Source organism: Paenibacillus gallinarum, assembly GCF_014836635.1.
GTDB lineage: Bacteria > Bacillota > Bacilli > Paenibacillales > Paenibacillaceae > Paenibacillus > Paenibacillus gallinarum.
In genome coordinates this window covers 171,765-187,261 of record NZ_JACSQL010000001.1, presented here as the reverse complement: position 1 = coordinate 187,261, position 15,497 = coordinate 171,765, and the positions used below count along the sequence as shown (strand labels likewise).

Below are 15,497 nucleotides of genomic sequence, written 5' to 3'. Positions count from 1 at the left end.
CATCTTAGTGCATGACTGTAGTGAGAATAACTAGCATGAGCAGCCCTACTGCTTCGAGCCCCTCATTAAGTGCTCCATAGATATCTCCTGTTAGTCCGCCAAGGCGATGGCTTATACGATCCGCAGCCCATTTTCCGCATACCGATATAAATAGAGGAATAACAAAAAAGGCAGACAATATAACGCCCATATTCAGACTCCATGTAAACTGCAGCCCATCTAAAGCATACGCTGCAAGTAGAAATACACCGCAGGAGATAGTAGAAAGAAGTAAGGTTACCGCTCCCACTTTATAAAGCAGTTCATTCTGAACTCCTGCAAACATTGCTGCCAGACCTTCTCCTGCCCTAGCTCGTTTATATTTCCCCATGGCATACACCATAAAGAAACGGCTCCATAGAAAAGGCAAGACCGCTGCCCCAATGAGAAAAGGTTGTCCCATTAAACTATATAGAAGCGTTGCTTTCAGCATCAGCAGCAGAACACAGGCTATTACACCCATAGCTCCCACCCTGCTGTCCTTCATAATCTCAAGCATCCGTTCTCTGCTTCGGTAACTGAGAAGTGCATCAGCAGAGTCCATCCAGCCGTCTAAATGAAGCCCGCCTGTGAGCCATACCCAGATCGTGAGAACAAGCACTGCCGACGGAGCCGGAGGCAATAAGAATCCACTGAGCCAAGCAGCGATCCAGACACAAGCCCCGATACATAAGCCAACAACCGGATAGAATAAAGTGCTTCTCGTCATTCGTTCTGGAGTGAATTCAAGCTGCGTTTTCACCGGAAATCGTGATAAAAACTGAAAAGCGGCCGCAGCCGCTTTTATATTTTCTCTCATACTTTATACTCCTTGCTTTTCAGTTCGATGGCAATACCAGCGGTTACAAGGAATATCTCCTGGCTGATGGCTGCCATACGCTGATTCAGAATGCCGGCATAATCCCGGTATATCCGGCCCAATCGATATTCAGGAACGATTCCGTCTCCTACTTCATTGGTTACTAGAATAATGAGACCTGGATAAGCAGCAACACTACGGACAAGACGGTCGATCTCTTCTGTTATTGCGTCAGGTCCCTCATGTTCCTTAGCGATGAGCACGTTAGAGAGCCACAAGGTAAGACAGTCGAGTAATATGGTGGGTACAGGCAGTGTCGCCTCCATTAACCCGTCCAGCGTCTCAGCTACCTCAAGCGGTTCTTCAATCGTATGCCACAGATATGCTCCATCTTCCCGCTGACTGCGATGTGCAGCAATTCGGTCGGTCATCTCTTGATCATAAGCTTGTGCAGTCGCCATATAGATCGCTTCAGAGGATCGGCTCATGCACAGTTTCTCGGCAAATGTACTTTTACCGCTGCGTGCACCGCCCGTTACGAGAATAATCATAATTCTGCCTCACTCATCTCATGGTTGCTAGAAATACCTGCACTGCTAAATGTCGCCATCTCGTCCATAATTCTTCCTGCAGCTTCGATCAGATGAAGACATAGAACGCCGCCTGTTCCCTCGCCAAGTCTCATTCCAACCTGAAGCATAGGGGAGAGGTCTAATGTTTGCAGGAGTGCTACATGCCCTCTTTCTTCCGACGTATGAGAAGCAATCATATAATTTCGGCATGCTGGTGCAATACGGCTGGCTACTAAAGCGGCGGCTGTAGAAATATACCCATCGATCACAACCGGACATTTCAAGGCAGCCGAACCGATAATGACACCTGCGAGGCCCGCAATATCAAGCCCCCCTACTTTAGCAAGCACGTCGATTGGATCATTTGGATCGGGCTGATTAAGCTCTATTGCCCGGGCAATCACGTTCGCTTTGTGCTGAACACCTGCTTGATCAAGACCTGTCCCTTTTCCTGTTGCCTCCTGCACACTGACTCCCGTAAGAACACTGGTAACTGCTGCACTTGGTGTTGTATTACCAATTCCCATCTCTCCCGTAACAAATAACTGCGTCCCTTTTTTTACGGATTCTTGAACAACGTCGATCCCGGTAAGAATTGCTTGAAGTGCCTCTTCTCTGCTCATCGCCGGACCCTTCGCCATATTTGCCGTCCCTTTGCGAACGGAACGAGATACAAGATCTGGATGGTCAGGCTCACCGTTCACACCAATATCCACACATATTACTTCAGCTCCGGCATGACGAGCGAGCACATTCACTGCCGCTCCTCCTGCAAGGAAATTATGAACCATTTGCTGTGTTACCTCTGCTGGAAAACTGCTAACTCCTTCTTCTACGACCCCATGATCCGATGCCATAACAATAACTGCTTTTCTAGAAAAAGCAGGCTTTTTCTTCCCGGTAATCCCCGCTAACCGGATCGTGAGTTCTTCTAACTTTCCTAAACTCCCCGGTGGTTTCGTTAAATCATCTAAATGATTCGCAGCTGCTTTCTGCGCTGCCTCATCTAATGCGGTAATCTGCTGAACCCATGCTTCGAGTTGCTGTTCTCTCTCCATGATATCTCCATCCTTATCCACTGCTGTTGTACAGCCTTTATATTTAGATTATAACGAAAAGTGAGTTAACACTTCAAAAGAAATCATGCAATTTTTTAAGGAACTGAAAAACAAGAGAAATATTCCCATAGGTTAAAAAAAGAGGACCTGATTTATGGATATCAGGTCCTCTTCTATGTTGTTCTGATATTTAAAATCATCTCACTCTTGCTGTTTACGCAGTAAAAATTGAGGGATGTGATGATCCGGATGTTGAACCATCACAGGCTGGATCTCAAACAAACCTCTAATATTCTCCTCCGTAAGCACCTCAGCCGGAGAGCCCTGAAGGAAAAGCTTACCCTCTTTTAGTGCACATAAGTAATCACAATAAAGAGAAGCCAAATTCAAATCATGTAATACGGCAATAATCGTAATCCCTGTACTTTGCTGCCACTGCGCCAGCAAATCCATGAACTGCAGTTGGTAACGAACATCCAGAAAAGTAGTCGGTTCGTCCAGCAGCAGAATTTCAGGTTCTTGCACCATCACTTTGGCAAGGGCTACCCGCTGTCTTTGTCCTCCACTAAGTTCATCCAATCTGCGTTCCGCAAGAGAAGTAAGATCCAGCTTCTTCAGGACTTGTTCTATTTTTTCTTCTCCAAAGCCCGGGTCTCTGCCCAGCCAGTCTTGATAGGGATATCTTCCCATGGCCACAACGTCCCTGACGGAATAACCAATCTCAGGTAATCCATCTTGCTGAAGGACAGCAATAATTCGTGAGAGCTCTTTACGGCTGTAATCTTGAACTGGTTTACCTTTTATATGGATCGTGCCCTGGTTTGGTGACAGGATGCCAGATAGTAAATGAAGCAAAGTAGACTTCCCGCTCCCGTTCGGCCCTACAATTCCCCACCAGTCACCTTCCTCAGCGTTGAAATGAATGTGATCCAGTGCAGTGAAATGACTATATTCTTTTCGGAGTGCTCTAGCTTCCACCACAGGAACTGTAGACGAGATGTCAGACTGATGATCGAAATTTGCTGTCATCCGCTGATGCCTCCTCGTCGTTTTTTATTCCGGTGCAATAAGTAAGCAAAGAACGGAGCCCCAACAAAAGCGGTCAGTACACCAAGCGGAATCTCCGTTGGAGCGAGTAATGTCCGCGCGCCCATATCCGCCCAGGCCAGAAAGATACCTCCACCTAACGCAGATAGAGGAATAATCAAACGGTAATCCGGTCCGACAAGGAGCCTGATGATATGAGGGACAACAAGTCCCACAAAACCAATCACACCGGCGACAGATACCGCTGCAGCCGTTAAGAGCGTAGATACCAAGAGTACAGATACTTTGAGTAAGTCCACTCTGACCCCAAGGTGTGCTGCTTGTCTTTCTCCTAGTGCCAACAAATTAAGCGATCTGCCTCTGCTCCATAGATAGATCAACCCAAGCCCTACATAAGGGAAAAGGATGGCCGTGTAAGACCATCCTCGCAAACTAAGACTCCCCATCGTCCAGAACAAAATTTGATTCACCGTATCCTTTGACATGGCGGTCAGAAAAGAAACAACGGCTCCTAGAAAAGCATTCATCACAACACCGGACAAAATCAAATTGTTCGTCGGTATTTTTCCGCCTTCTCTAGCCAGCATTAAAACACCCCATAGTGTAATAATGCCTGTTGTAAAAGCAACGAGCGGCAGCATCCATTCACCAAGCCAAGCATATTGCAGACCCAAATAAATGATGAGTGCTGCTCCAACAGAAGCACCCGCCGATACCCCAAGCGTATAAGGATCTGCCAGCGGGTTACGAAGTACACCCTGAAATCCTGCGCCAGCAACGGCCAGCGCCGCACCAACCAGGATACCGAGCAGCACTCGCGGTAAACGCACTTTCATGATGATCTGTTCAGACGATATATTCCATACGGGTTCAATGAACCCATCCATCCCGGGAATATGATTCATAAGAATCCCTGCGATATGACGAATCGGAAGATGTACTGACCCGATCGCAAGACATAACAGCAGGGTCAGTACAAGCAGGATGATTCCTATCAATCCATATCCTGCTAGTTTCTTTTTCATTGGAATAGATCCGGATAAACTGCTTTCGCTACTTCTTTCAATCCTTCCGTTACACGCGGACCTGGGCGGCTAAGCAGATTGGCATTAATCGAGATCACTTGCTCATTCTTGATTGCAGTAATCTCATTCCAGCCATCACGAGCTTTAATGATCTCATCGAGTGTTTTGTCATTGTCTACCACATCGCTTGCGTACAGAATGACATCTGGGTTCGCAGCAATGATATTTTCCTCACTGATTTCATACCAGCCTTCTGCATCTCCAGCCACATTCACTCCGCCTGCAAGGGTAATGACTTCATCCATAAATTCGCCTTTACCTACGGTCCAGCCTGGAGAAAATTCTACATACACTTGTTTTTTCTGATCATCCGAAAGGGATGCTACTTTATCTTGTACTTCCTTCACATCTGCTTTCATTTTTGCGATGACCTCTTGCGCTTGTTGTTGATGATTTGTAATTTGTCCATATACTTCAATATTTTTCATTACATCTTCGATTGTTTTTGGATCTGTTTTGAAAATAACGATACCGAGATCACGCAGTTTCTGCACTGCTGCCTCATCCATCGAAATACCCGTGAAGACAATATCCGGCTCAGCTGCGATAATTGCTTCTGCATTAGGTGTATACAGGCTGCCCATCTTCGGCTTGTCCTTTACTTGCTCTGGGTAATCGTCATAGTCGGATACCCCAACAATTTGCTCGTCCAGTCCAATCGCATATAGCGATTCGGTCTCAGCTGGAGATACAGACACGATTTTTTCAGGTGCCTTTTCAAAAGTAAACGACTCTCCCGTAGCATCCGTGATTGTCAGAGGATATACCGTCTCGAGACTAGCCTCTTCTTGGTTATCTGTTGCTGCGGTACCTTGCTCCGTTGTCTGACCTGTACCTTGTCCTTCTGTACCTGTCTCATTACCGCACGCCGCAAGCATGATTGCGAGCATGAGTGACATCAAAATTGATAAAAATCGACCATTCATTTTTTTCATTCTTCTCTCCCTCTCTTTATAAGTGAAGCCAACGATCTTATCAGGTATGAACACCAAAAAACCCTGCTCCTATCATAAGAACAAGGTTACGTCTCGCAGCTGCTCCCTCTAATAGAAAGGCACAACAAATATGCAAAACGTATCCTTTCCTCGAAGGATTACACGTTTACCAAAGGCAAGGCAGGTCTCCTGACTATCCAAGTTTAAAGTAACAGCTTGCTCCCTTCCCATTTTCGCTATAGACGAAAACAGTGGATGATTAGCAGCTGTCCCTAGTATACAGTGGCGGGACCGTGCCGGATTTGCACCGGCTTCCCTTTTAACCAAAAGAATGTAGTGTCTTTATTCTTCTGGACCTTGCTCAGTATGATCGACTTTTCATATGCATTCACATGAAGTCTTTATGTACTCAGATGTTCATTTCAATTCGTATCATGCCTTCACATCTTTTGCCATTATAGGGGAAAGCGGAATTTTCGACAACCAATCTTTCCCTTTATATTCCAAAAACATCTATTTTATGTGTAAGAGAATCAATTTCATAATACCTTTAGTAGCTTCAATCAGGACGATATATAGATCAAAACGCTTCTATTTGTCTATATATCGTTACAAATTTATCGTTTTAATGAGTTGTGAAATTGGTTCAAAAATCCAGTTTCTGTGCCGAAAGTTCTCCGCCTGACAAAGTAAAACGAAGCACGAGACATTCCCCTGGGCGAGGCATAAACGTATTAAATTCAGCTTTAGCAAGCCATTTGGCAGCCCATTGCCTGATCACTCCGCCATGAGTTACCACAAGCATCTTAGGTACTTCGTTATGATCTCCCCTATCCTGATGGTTACTCCGTCTAGTCTCATATAAATAAGGTCTGATCCGTTCTTCCACAAACTCCACCATTCTTTCGGAAAAGTGGGAAAACGTCTCTGCGCCCGGCGGAGTCACACCGAGAGGATCATCAATCCACTGGCGATAATTCGGATCATACTGCAGCATCTCATACGTCTGTCCTTCATATTCTCCAAAGTGATACTCCCTGAGCCTTGCGTCCAGCACGGCTGTATGAGCCCGTTCCGGGGCAATAATATCCAGTGTCTCTATGCAGCGGACAAGATCACTTACGTAGATTTGGTCAAACGGAATTTGCCCAAAGGAGGCACGTAGCTCCGCAAGTTCTTCTCCCGCTTCAGGAAGCAACGGAATATCCGTGTGTCCCAAATATCTTTTTTGCTGATTCCAAAGTGTTCGTCCATGCCGGACCAAATAAACATCAACAGAAGGCATATTTTTACGAAACGTACTCACCACAGCCAACCGACTCCTGTAATCGACATCAGCCATAATAAAAACACGAGGATGACCACAAATAGACTGGATGAAATATACATCATCGTAATTGTTGTCCGAATATGACTCGCTTCCATCTCATGATAAGGAACCCCCATATAAGCACGAAACGAACGAACCCCATGATAGACGTTATATCCCCCGAGCCGGATCCCAAGTGCACCGGCTACGGCTGATTCCGGATACCCGCCGTTTGGACTCGGGTGCTTGCGTGCATCCTGTTTCACTGTGCGCACACTATTTTTCACATGAAGACCTAATACCCCAGCGGAAGCAAATAGCAGGAGTGCTGTGATCCGCGCTGGGATGAAGTTTGCAATATCGTCTAGTCTAGCAGAGGCCATACCTAGCGATTTATACTTTTCATTTTTATAGCCGACCATGGAATCGAGTGTGTTCACTGCACGATAAGCCATTGCAAGAGGTGCTCCGCCAAAAAAAGCGAAGAATAGCGGCGATATAATCGCATCTACAATATTTTCAGCTACCGTTTCAATGGTTCCCCTTACTACTTCAGAGGATTCCAGCTGTTTTGTATCTCGGCCTACAATCATACCAAGTGCAGCTCTTGCTTCCGGCAATTTGCCGGCCCTAAGATGTTTATATACATCTATACCTGCATCTCGTAATCCTTTTGTAGCGATCGTTGTTGCAATCAGCAGGATTTCACCCGCTACAGCAAGCGCAGGATGGATATAAAATAGTAACTTTAACAGCGCCCAAGTCAGAACAAACGCCCCAGTAACAATCAATAAAGGAAAAAGAAACCCTGCATAACGCAGACCTCGATCCGTTGTTACTTTTTTGCGAATGATATTCTCAAGACCCGTAATCGCCTTCCCCATCGCAATAACCGGATGAGGAATCCACCTCGGGTCACCGATGATAAGGTCCAGTGTATAAGCAGCTAGAACAATCCAAGCTCCCATCATGATCATTGCCTCCTCTCTGCCGTATAACCTGAAGCACATAAACTCTCGGTAACGGACTGATATACAAGCCGTCCAATACTGTCACCGAGTCGAGTTGCCGTACCCGCATAAGCATGCGTTAGTCTCGCCTCTGTTCCGTCCGCAGCAAGTCCACTGGTTCCAATAACGATGGCATCGGTTGTTGTTCCCGTAGCAGATCGTCCATTCTCTGCATCTCTTACACCTAAATCCTGAAGAGCAGCTACCTTCGCCTCAACCGCTGTTTGCAAAGCGTTCACGAGTGCAAATGGAGTTAATTTTCCGGCTATGAACAGCATGATATTAATCGTACCTGGCGTATAGCCAGCATTAAATACCGTCCGCGTTGAACCTGCTCTTGCCCCGTTAGATACTCCTGCAGTTGTGCAGCATAACAGAACCGCTCCATCGGCCTCTTCTTCCACAATAGAAGCATGCTCTAGTCTCACGGCAGTTAACAGCCCTGCGGTCTGATGAGCCGGATGTCCCCATTTTTTAAGCAACTGATGAATATCACGGGCAGGGTCATTAGAATCATAGTGCCGATCCACATAAATGTTGACAGCACGGTCTAAACGACTCATCCCCCCTCCATGAATGCTGCTGGAGATCGTATCCAGCATATGAGGAGACTTTAGAAGCAGATGCCGTTCATAACGTGAGATGGTCATCCCTGGCCATCGTCTAGATGAGGACAAGACCGGTAAACCTTCGGATTCAGAATCTGTATGTAGAAATGGCGTCGCCATTACTTTGCTCCCTCCATGATCTGCCCAAATGTCTCTAAAAACTGTGTATTTTGTTCCGTACTCTTAACAGCAATACGAAAAGCGTGCTCAGTAAGCCCTGGGTACATCGCACAGCTGCGAATCAGAATCCCCTGTCGTCCCATTGCTTCCTGCAGTGAACCCGCAGTCCATGGGGCTCTTGCCTCAGCCAGCAGATAATTCGCTTCTCCTGGATATACAGTAAACCCATATTTTCTAAGACCCTCTGCAAGCCTTTTTCTCTCTGCTTTAATCAGCGATATCGTATTCTGTTCGTAGGAAGAGCCTGCCTGAAGACAAGCTTCCCCTGCTAGGAGGGCAAGACCATTCACGCTCCAAGTTACTTGCTTCTGCGTCATAGAACGAATGAGGTCAGGACTTGCAAGCGCATAACCAAGCCGTAGCCCCGGAATGGCATAAAATTTCGTCATTGATCGAATGATGATAACTTCCGGATATTTTTCTAGTGAAGATGCAATGGAATTACGCTCTTCCTCCGGGATAAAATCAATAAAGGCTTCATCAATAACTAGCTTCGTTTTTGTTAGATGCGCCTTCTTCGCCAGCGTCACAAGATCTGTTAGCGAATACTGAACCCCGTTTGGATTATTTGGCTGACCGATAAAAAGAACCTGCACCCTTTCCATAAGCGTAGCAATGTCGTTTACGTCTGCCCGGTATTCAAGATCCTGTTGACCATATATAGAATCTACTTTGGCTCCAAATTGAAGGGCAAGTGAACGGTATTCGGAAAAGCCAGGTTCAATCGTTCCCACTGATTCCGGTGACAGTGCCATAAGCAAAAGAGCCATACATTCCGCCGCACCATTTCCAATGAGAATGTGTTCTTCTCCAAGCTTTACTTGTGCTGATAATCCCTGCTTCAGCGCCCGGTGTCCTGGATCGGGGTAACGAATAATTGCTTTCCAGCCCTCTTTCAGGGCTTCTTTTACTTCCTCCGGTGGTCCAAGAGGATTGATATTTGCACTATAATCAAGAAAATCGGCAGGTTTCTTTCCGTACCTACGCGCTGCGGTTTCTACGTCCCCGCCATGTCCATAGATTTCAATCAAAGGCATGTCCTTCCTTTCTTTGCTGCGTTACAGTATCACGTACCCATTATGATGGCAGATTTTAGATAGCGTCAATGGGATTTCCCTTTTGTATCGTTTGCGTTATTGGTTTACAATAAGAATAGAGTCTTCTTGTATTCATCAGAATCGTTCGGGGTATATCCCGCTTATGATTCTTGCTTACATATTTTATAAGGTATCGGAGGAAATCACCATGTTGTTTATTGACAATCAAGGCATTACAGATCCCCGGATCAACCTCGCTATCGAGGAATATGCCCTTAAACACTTGTCTTTGGACGAGAGTTACCTGCTGTTTTATATCAACGCTCCCTCTATTATCATTGGGAAACATCAGAATACCATTGAAGAAATTAACCAGGAGTATGTACAGCAGAATGGAATTACCGTCGTGCGCAGACTTTCTGGTGGCGGTGCGGTATATCATGATTTAGGCAATCTTAACTTCAGCTTTATTACAAAAGATGACGGAAATTCGTTCCACAACTTCCGTAAGTTCACCCAGCCTGTTGTTGAAGCACTCCACCATCTTGGAGTAAACGCAGAACTTACGGGACGTAATGATCTGCAAGTCGGAGAACAAAAAATTTCAGGTAATGCCCAGTTTGCAACTCGCGGCCGGATGTTCAGCCATGGTACGCTCATGTTTGATCTGAACCTCGACGATGTACAAGCTTCATTGAAGGTCAATCCAGAGAAGTTCAAATCGAAGAGCACCAAATCCGTACGCAGCCGCGTAACGAATATTCGCTCTCTGATGGATAAAGACATGACTATTGTGGAATTCCGCGAAGAACTTCTTCGTCATATCTTTGGCATGGAAGCAAGTGAAGTTCCTCAGTATCATCTGACAGAAGAAGATTGGAAGAAGATCCATGAAATTTCTAAAGAACGTTATCAGAACTGGGATTGGAACTATGGACAGTCTCCGGAGAGTAACGTGAAACATTCTAAGAAATTCCCGGTCGGTATTATCGATCTTCGTATGAATATCAAAGAAGGTCGAATCGAGGATATTAAAATCTACGGTGATTTCTTTGGTGTAGGAGATGTCGCTGATATCGAGAACTTGCTTCGTGGTAAACGTTATGAGGATGCGGAAGTTAGAGAAGCACTCAAAGACGTTGATATAAAGCATTATTTTGGTAATCTCGATATGGATGACTTCATCGGTCTTGTTTTTCTTGAAGAGTAGAGCTACCCTTTAGAGTTATACCACACTAATAATAGAACAAGATATAGAGGAGAGAGACCATGACTTATAAACTGATTGCAATTGATATTGACGACACCCTCATTAATGACGACAAAGAAGTAACGCCTGCAACACAAAGTGCACTAGAAGCAGCTGTAGCGAAAGATGTAGTTGTTACCCTTGCAACGGGACGTGCCTATGCTTCTGCTCAAGCGATTGCTAGACAAACAGGACTCAACGTTCCCATCATTACGTATCAAGGTGCACTCATCAAGAACCTGATGGACGAAGAAGTTCTTTATGAGCGTTATGTTCCCAAAGATGCAGCTCGCAAGCTTTACGAGTTCTGTCTTGAGCGGAATCTGCATCTTCAAACTTATGTTGATGACAAGCTGTACTCCCGCGAGGAGAACGAGAAGCTGATTGACTACTGCAATCTGAACAAGACACCTTATTATATTGAACCTGATTTCATGAAAATGATTGAGCAGCCAGCACCAAAACTGCTCATGATCGATACACCGGAATTGCTGGACGAAATCGCTCCACAGCTGCGTGAGCTGCTGGGCAGCGAGGTTCATATTACGAAATCCAAGCCTCACTTCCTTGAAATCATGCATCATGAAGGAACCAAAGGCCATGCGCTAACGTTCCTTGCGAACCATTTTGGAGTGGATCTTAAAGATACCATTGCTGTAGGTGATTCCTGGAATGACCATGAAATGCTTGAAGCTGCCGGCCTAGGTGTAGCTATGGGTAATGCCATTCCTGCACTGAAAGAAATTGCTGACTATGTTACGCTCAGTAACAATGAAGATGGAATCAAGCAAGTCATTGAGAAATTTGTCTTGAACGCTTAAGCTCTTACCATAAGTTAACCCCGAAACCTATCATGGTCTCGGGGTTATTTGTTTGTTAAAAGAGATATAGAATATTCGCTCCACTTGTAAAAATATACCTTTCCAGTATAGTAAAGGAATACGTTATTAATCAGTTAATACGAAATGTCAGGGGGGATATATCCTTGGAATCAGGACTGCTTATTGGACTCGTTGTCGTCGTGTCTGCGCTTTTGATGTACTCCTTCTTCTATGCGATCAAGAAAGGTTATTCAAAAAAATGGGATGAAGAAGACTCCTAATTCATACATACATTCTTATAAAAAAGGGCATAAGATAAGGATTAAAGTTTCACCCTCCATTCTTAAGCCCTGCCTTTTATTTTTCTGTTAATTTTTCTTTAATTCGATGAAACTCCGACTTAATCCGTTCTTTCATTTCCTCTGCCTTTTCTTGTATGTCTTCTACTCGTTCTTTTCTTTTACGTTCTTCCTCCTCCTGAGCTAATTGCTGCTCCATCTCCCTTGCCTTATTCATTTCATGTTCCATCATCGATACTTCTTTTCGGTACACAAATTTGGGATCATACTGCTGAAGAAAGTAATTAAAAGCGACCTCGTTGTTTTCTTGTATATTGGCGACAAAAGCAGTCTCTCCGTTATATAATTCTGCGACTGTCCGCTCAATCAGGCTGAATCCTTCCTTGTGACGGTTTACGACTTTGCTTGCCCCAATCATCGAACCAATGCTTCCGCCAAGCAGAATACCGATCGGACCACCCAAAATTCCAATCATGGAACCAATCAGGCTGCTTTTTAATGCCGAAGCGTCTGCTTCACTTGGTGAGCTAAACCCATCTTTGAAAACAATCTTTCCGTTTTCTTTCTGAATAACGGCTGCATCCAATATTTTATATTGTTCATGACTTTTTGATTTAGATTCAGATAGAACTTGATAAGCTTTGCTGTCATCATTGAATACGGCAACGACAATATTATTTTCTTCCACTAGTAGTAACCCTCTCTTCTATGTATTTCTTTGCTTACTGTAAATTAACTCAAATCCTCTAATTTTATTCGTGATGCAAAAAAAACAGCTGATTCGATCAGCTGCATATTTATGGAGTTGGGTTTGTCTAATAGTCAAAAGAAAGCAATCCTAAAATTGATCTTTTCTGTAACTATTCTGAAGTTCCTTAAATTTCTCATCGTATTTTTGTAACTTTTTTGCATCACGTGTTGAATTTAGAAATGGCTTTCGCTTACCTGTTACGATAACATCTTTACCATCAATGGGATGATACAGATATGTATAGGATTGAAAATAATCACACTGAGTATGCGGTAGAGCTACAGATAACATTGCATATTGTTCTGTCGGAAATTGATTAGAGACTGCAAATTCTCCAAGTCCTTTTAAATGAGAGATTGGCTCTAGAGACTGATCTTGTACACTAATATTTGATAAGCCAAGATATTTTAAATTATGAAGTGATCTTAGTGACTCAAGACTATCTATTTTTAATGAATTCCACTGGCCACCTGATAAATCTAACTGCTCTAAATTTGTACAATTCTGCAGAGCTTTAATTTCATGTATCTTAGAAAAGTCTTTGATTAATAAGGATTTTAAGGATGTGTTTTGAGATATGTCCCATAAACTGGTTGCTTTTGTATTCCAACTAAGTGACAATACTTCAACGTGGACGAGTGAACCAAGACAAGTTAAATCTTTTACTCTCATTTCGTGTATATATAGCATCTTCAAATTAGGATTCACTAGACTCATTAAAGTATCAAATTCATTTTGGTTTACAGTCTCAATCCATAGTTTGGTTAATTTTGAAAAGGATTTTAGCTTCTGGATGTTCTTTGTCTTGCCATGAATAAACAATTCAGTAGAAAAATCATCTACTTTATCTAAATCTTCAATAAGTCGTGGTTTTACGTCGATATGGAAAATATATTCAGGATGTTCTTCTGGTAATAGCAATTCGTTGCCTCCTGTAACTCTCTTCAAATTCAGTTGATATTAACTTCATTAAAAATGATTTTTCACTTGTCACTCTTCTAATTTTATCATACATAATTGATCAACCACGAAACGGAAAAAATCTAAGGGATTAAAAGTTTGTTTTCTTACTGAAACATGCGACACTGATTCCTCAAAAGATTCAGGTTTTGTTTCATAATATGATTTTACTAAAGAGGAATTTAGATATTAGGAGCGATTTAAATGGATATTGGTTATGCCGCCAATGAGCATATCAAAATAAATCATATAGTGAATGATTTCGAATTCGGAATAGATGAGGAGATTAAATATGTAATCACTCTATCCAGAGCAGGAAGTTTTAGAATCAAACCATTAGCAGAATGGATCGACAACTTAGATGAGTTTCCTGTCTATTATTGCGTAATCTCAGATCATGGATTTTATGATCTTTTTTCAGAAATGTGCACACTGCCTTATGAAGTTACAAAAATCGAAAATTCTAGACGCAAACAATTGTACTACGTAGTAAAGGCAAATAATAAAGAAGAATTATGTTCAATTGCAGAATTGATAGAGTTATTTTCTATGTCTTCGAATGATTTAAGCATTCTCAGCACAAAAATAAATCCTTGCCGGGTTGAACAAGTTGGGGATCATGGAGAGTTTGATATTATTATTCTTGGTGATATACAAGATGCTAGTATTTTTCACATTGGCCATGATGGAGACACAATCTATCTACTATCGAATAATAAGAAATATTCAACACTTGAAGAAGCTATGTCAAAAATGCCAAGAGCTATGCTAAATAAGATTGAGGTAATTGAATATGGTGGGGATTAAAATTGAAGCAAGATTTAATAAACTAAAAAAAGTTCTCGCTAAATATACTAACTAAAAAAAGGAACCACGATCCTCGTGGTTCCTTTCCTTTATTGTGAGATCATTTGGTTATTTTATGCTCGCCGTCTCCTTAGGAGGCTTACGGAGTCCGCCTTTACCATGCGGGATGCACATCGGAGTACCAAATAAAGGATCAGGAATAATATGACACTTTAGATCAAATACCTTTTCCATCAGTCCCGCATTAATCACGGCAGCTGGATGCCCTCCCGCTTCAATGCCTCCGTTCTTGATCGCTACGATATGATCTGCATAACGACAAGCAAGGTTAATATCATGAAGCACCATTACGATCGTCCGCTGCTCTGATCGATTCAAATCATACAGCAGATCCAGCACTTCAATCTGATGGGTCAGATCCAAATAGGTCGTTGGCTCGTCCAGCAGAATGACCGGTGTTTCTTGAGCCAGCGTCATCGCAATCCACGCCCGCTGTCTTTGGCCGCCAGATAAAGAATCAACGGTGCGGTCCTTGAGTTCCTTCATTCTCGTAGAGATCAGAGCTTTATCTACTGCCTGTTCATCTTCCGGTGACCACTGCTTTAGCCAGTTCTGGTAAGGATACCTCCCTTGCTTCACCAGTTGAAGCACCGAAAGACCTTCCGGGGCAACAGGTCCTTGGGGCAATATAGCGAGCTTACGTGCAATATCTTTTGTCTTCATACCTACGATTTGTTCACCATCAAGAATGACGGCCCCTTGCTGTGGCTTTAGTAGTCTTGCAAGAGAACGCAGCAGCGTCGATTTTCCGCAGCCGTTACTCCCAATGAACACCGTTATTTTCCCTTTAGGAATGGATAAATCCATATTTTCAAAAATGTAAGCATCTCCGTACGAAAGCCCCAGCTTCTCGGCGCGCAAGATATCCATT

The 15,497-nt window shown here is 43.5% G+C and carries 16 protein-coding genes and 1 riboswitch; of the genes, 3 read left to right on the top strand and 13 right to left on the bottom strand.

Annotated elements, in window-relative coordinates; translation table 11 throughout:
* Positions 1-4: 4 nt before the first annotated feature.
* The 10 genes from cobS to cobD all read right to left on the bottom strand — a co-directional run bounded on the left by cobS (position 5) and on the right by cobD (position 9,673).
* Positions 5-838: an adenosylcobinamide-GDP ribazoletransferase gene (gene cobS / locus H9647_RS00885; protein WP_191797306.1), complete on the bottom strand. Its 834-nt coding sequence runs from the start codon at positions 836-838 to the stop codon at positions 5-7.
* Complete coding sequence (cobU, locus tag H9647_RS00880) at positions 835-1,389, bottom strand: bifunctional adenosylcobinamide kinase/adenosylcobinamide-phosphate guanylyltransferase (protein ID WP_191797304.1); 555 nt, start codon at positions 1,387-1,389, stop codon at positions 835-837. The genes cobS and cobU overlap by 4 nt, the downstream gene beginning before the upstream one ends.
* Positions 1,386-2,468 (bottom strand): nicotinate-nucleotide--dimethylbenzimidazole phosphoribosyltransferase, encoded by a 1,083-nt coding sequence (gene cobT, locus H9647_RS00875; protein WP_191797302.1) that lies wholly within the window; start codon positions 2,466-2,468, stop codon positions 1,386-1,388. Before cobT ends, cobU begins: the two co-directional genes overlap by 4 nt.
* 201 nt (positions 2,469-2,669) lie before the next feature.
* Entirely contained in the window at positions 2,670-3,497 is an 828-nt protein-coding gene (locus tag H9647_RS00870) for an ABC transporter ATP-binding protein (RefSeq protein ID WP_191797300.1), read from the bottom strand.
* Positions 3,494-4,540 (bottom strand): FecCD family ABC transporter permease, encoded by a 1,047-nt coding sequence (locus H9647_RS00865; protein ID WP_191797298.1) that lies wholly within the window; start codon positions 4,538-4,540, stop codon positions 3,494-3,496. Before H9647_RS00865 ends, H9647_RS00870 begins: the two co-directional genes overlap by 4 nt.
* Entirely contained in the window at positions 4,537-5,535 is a 999-nt protein-coding gene (locus H9647_RS00860; protein WP_404822562.1) for an ABC transporter substrate-binding protein, read from the bottom strand. Before H9647_RS00860 ends, H9647_RS00865 begins: the two co-directional genes overlap by 4 nt.
* A gap of 162 nt (positions 5,536-5,697) precedes the next feature.
* Positions 5,698-5,910, bottom strand: a riboswitch (cobalamin riboswitch).
* Positions 5,911-6,181: 271 nt separating this feature from the next.
* Positions 6,182-6,844 carry a histidine phosphatase family protein gene (locus H9647_RS00855; protein WP_191797296.1) on the bottom strand — a complete coding sequence of 221 codons (663 nt, stop codon included), beginning with the start codon at positions 6,842-6,844 and terminating at the stop codon, positions 6,182-6,184.
* Positions 6,838-7,815 carry an adenosylcobinamide-phosphate synthase CbiB gene (gene cbiB, locus H9647_RS00850; RefSeq protein WP_191797293.1) on the bottom strand — a complete coding sequence of 326 codons (978 nt, stop codon included), beginning with the start codon at positions 7,813-7,815 and terminating at the stop codon, positions 6,838-6,840. Before cbiB ends, H9647_RS00855 begins: the two co-directional genes overlap by 7 nt.
* Before the next feature lie 2 nt (positions 7,816-7,817).
* On the bottom strand, positions 7,818-8,582 hold the full coding sequence (locus H9647_RS00845; RefSeq protein WP_191797292.1) for an adenosylcobinamide amidohydrolase: 765 nt from the start codon (positions 8,580-8,582) through the stop codon (positions 7,818-7,820).
* A complete protein-coding gene (gene cobD, locus H9647_RS00840; protein ID WP_191797290.1) occupies positions 8,582-9,673 on the bottom strand; it encodes a threonine-phosphate decarboxylase CobD in 1,092 nt (363 codons plus the stop codon). Before cobD ends, H9647_RS00845 begins: the two co-directional genes overlap by 1 nt.
* Before the next feature lie 214 nt (positions 9,674-9,887).
* Here cobD and H9647_RS00835 point away from each other — a divergent pair, with 214 nt between their 5' ends.
* Positions 9,888-10,889 (top strand): lipoate--protein ligase, encoded by a 1,002-nt coding sequence (locus H9647_RS00835; protein WP_191797288.1) that lies wholly within the window; start codon positions 9,888-9,890, stop codon positions 10,887-10,889.
* Positions 10,890-10,948: 59 nt separating this feature from the next.
* The gene (locus tag H9647_RS00830) at positions 10,949-11,749 is read left to right on the top strand and encodes a Cof-type HAD-IIB family hydrolase (protein WP_191797286.1); all 801 of its coding nucleotides are present in this window, start codon (positions 10,949-10,951) and stop codon (positions 11,747-11,749) included.
* Positions 11,750-12,106: 357 nt separating this feature from the next.
* Here the strand turns inward: H9647_RS00830 and H9647_RS00825 are convergent, their stop codons facing one another.
* Both H9647_RS00825 and H9647_RS00820 read right to left on the bottom strand, forming a co-directional pair.
* A complete protein-coding gene (locus H9647_RS00825; RefSeq protein WP_191797284.1) occupies positions 12,107-12,736 on the bottom strand; it encodes a hypothetical protein in 630 nt (209 codons plus the stop codon).
* Positions 12,737-12,886: 150 nt separating this feature from the next.
* Positions 12,887-13,720, bottom strand: coding sequence for a leucine-rich repeat domain-containing protein (locus H9647_RS00820; RefSeq protein ID WP_191797282.1), 834 nt, complete (start codon positions 13,718-13,720; stop codon positions 12,887-12,889).
* A gap of 243 nt (positions 13,721-13,963) precedes the next feature.
* Between H9647_RS00820 and H9647_RS00815 the strand changes: the two genes are divergently transcribed.
* Complete coding sequence (locus tag H9647_RS00815) at positions 13,964-14,566, top strand: hypothetical protein (protein ID WP_191797280.1); 603 nt, start codon at positions 13,964-13,966, stop codon at positions 14,564-14,566.
* A 108-nt stretch (positions 14,567-14,674) separates the two neighbouring features.
* On the opposite strand, the gene H9647_RS00810 is transcribed toward H9647_RS00815, so the two are convergent.
* Positions 14,675-15,496, bottom strand: coding sequence for an ABC transporter ATP-binding protein (locus H9647_RS00810; RefSeq protein WP_191797278.1), 822 nt, complete (start codon positions 15,494-15,496; stop codon positions 14,675-14,677).
* Position 15,497 lies beyond the last annotated feature (1 nt).

Coding starts and splice junctions, on each gene's coding strand:
- H9647_RS00860 (WP_404822562.1), bottom strand. CDS start 5,535: ATGAAAAAAATGAATGGTCGATTTTTATCAATTTTGATGTCACTCATG.
- H9647_RS00810 (WP_191797278.1), bottom strand. CDS start 15,496: ATGGATATCTTGCGCGCCGAGAAGCTGGGGCTTTCGTACGGAGATGCT.
- cbiB (WP_191797293.1), bottom strand. CDS start 7,815: ATGATGGGAGCTTGGATTGTTCTAGCTGCTTATACACTGGACCTTATC.
- H9647_RS00865 (WP_191797298.1), bottom strand. CDS start 4,540: ATGAAAAAGAAACTAGCAGGATATGGATTGATAGGAATCATCCTGCTT.
- H9647_RS00835 (WP_191797288.1), top strand. CDS start 9,888: ATGTTGTTTATTGACAATCAAGGCATTACAGATCCCCGGATCAACCTC.
- H9647_RS00830 (WP_191797286.1), top strand. CDS start 10,949: ATGACTTATAAACTGATTGCAATTGATATTGACGACACCCTCATTAAT.
- cobT (WP_191797302.1), bottom strand. CDS start 2,468: ATGGAGAGAGAACAGCAACTCGAAGCATGGGTTCAGCAGATTACCGCA.
- cobU (WP_191797304.1), bottom strand. CDS start 1,389: ATGATTATTCTCGTAACGGGCGGTGCACGCAGCGGTAAAAGTACATTT.
- cobS (WP_191797306.1), bottom strand. CDS start 838: ATGAGAGAAAATATAAAAGCGGCTGCGGCCGCTTTTCAGTTTTTATCA.
- H9647_RS00845 (WP_191797292.1), bottom strand. CDS start 8,582: ATGGCGACGCCATTTCTACATACAGATTCTGAATCCGAAGGTTTACCG.
- H9647_RS00870 (WP_191797300.1), bottom strand. CDS start 3,497: ATGACAGCAAATTTCGATCATCAGTCTGACATCTCGTCTACAGTTCCT.
- H9647_RS00815 (WP_191797280.1), top strand. CDS start 13,964: ATGGATATTGGTTATGCCGCCAATGAGCATATCAAAATAAATCATATA.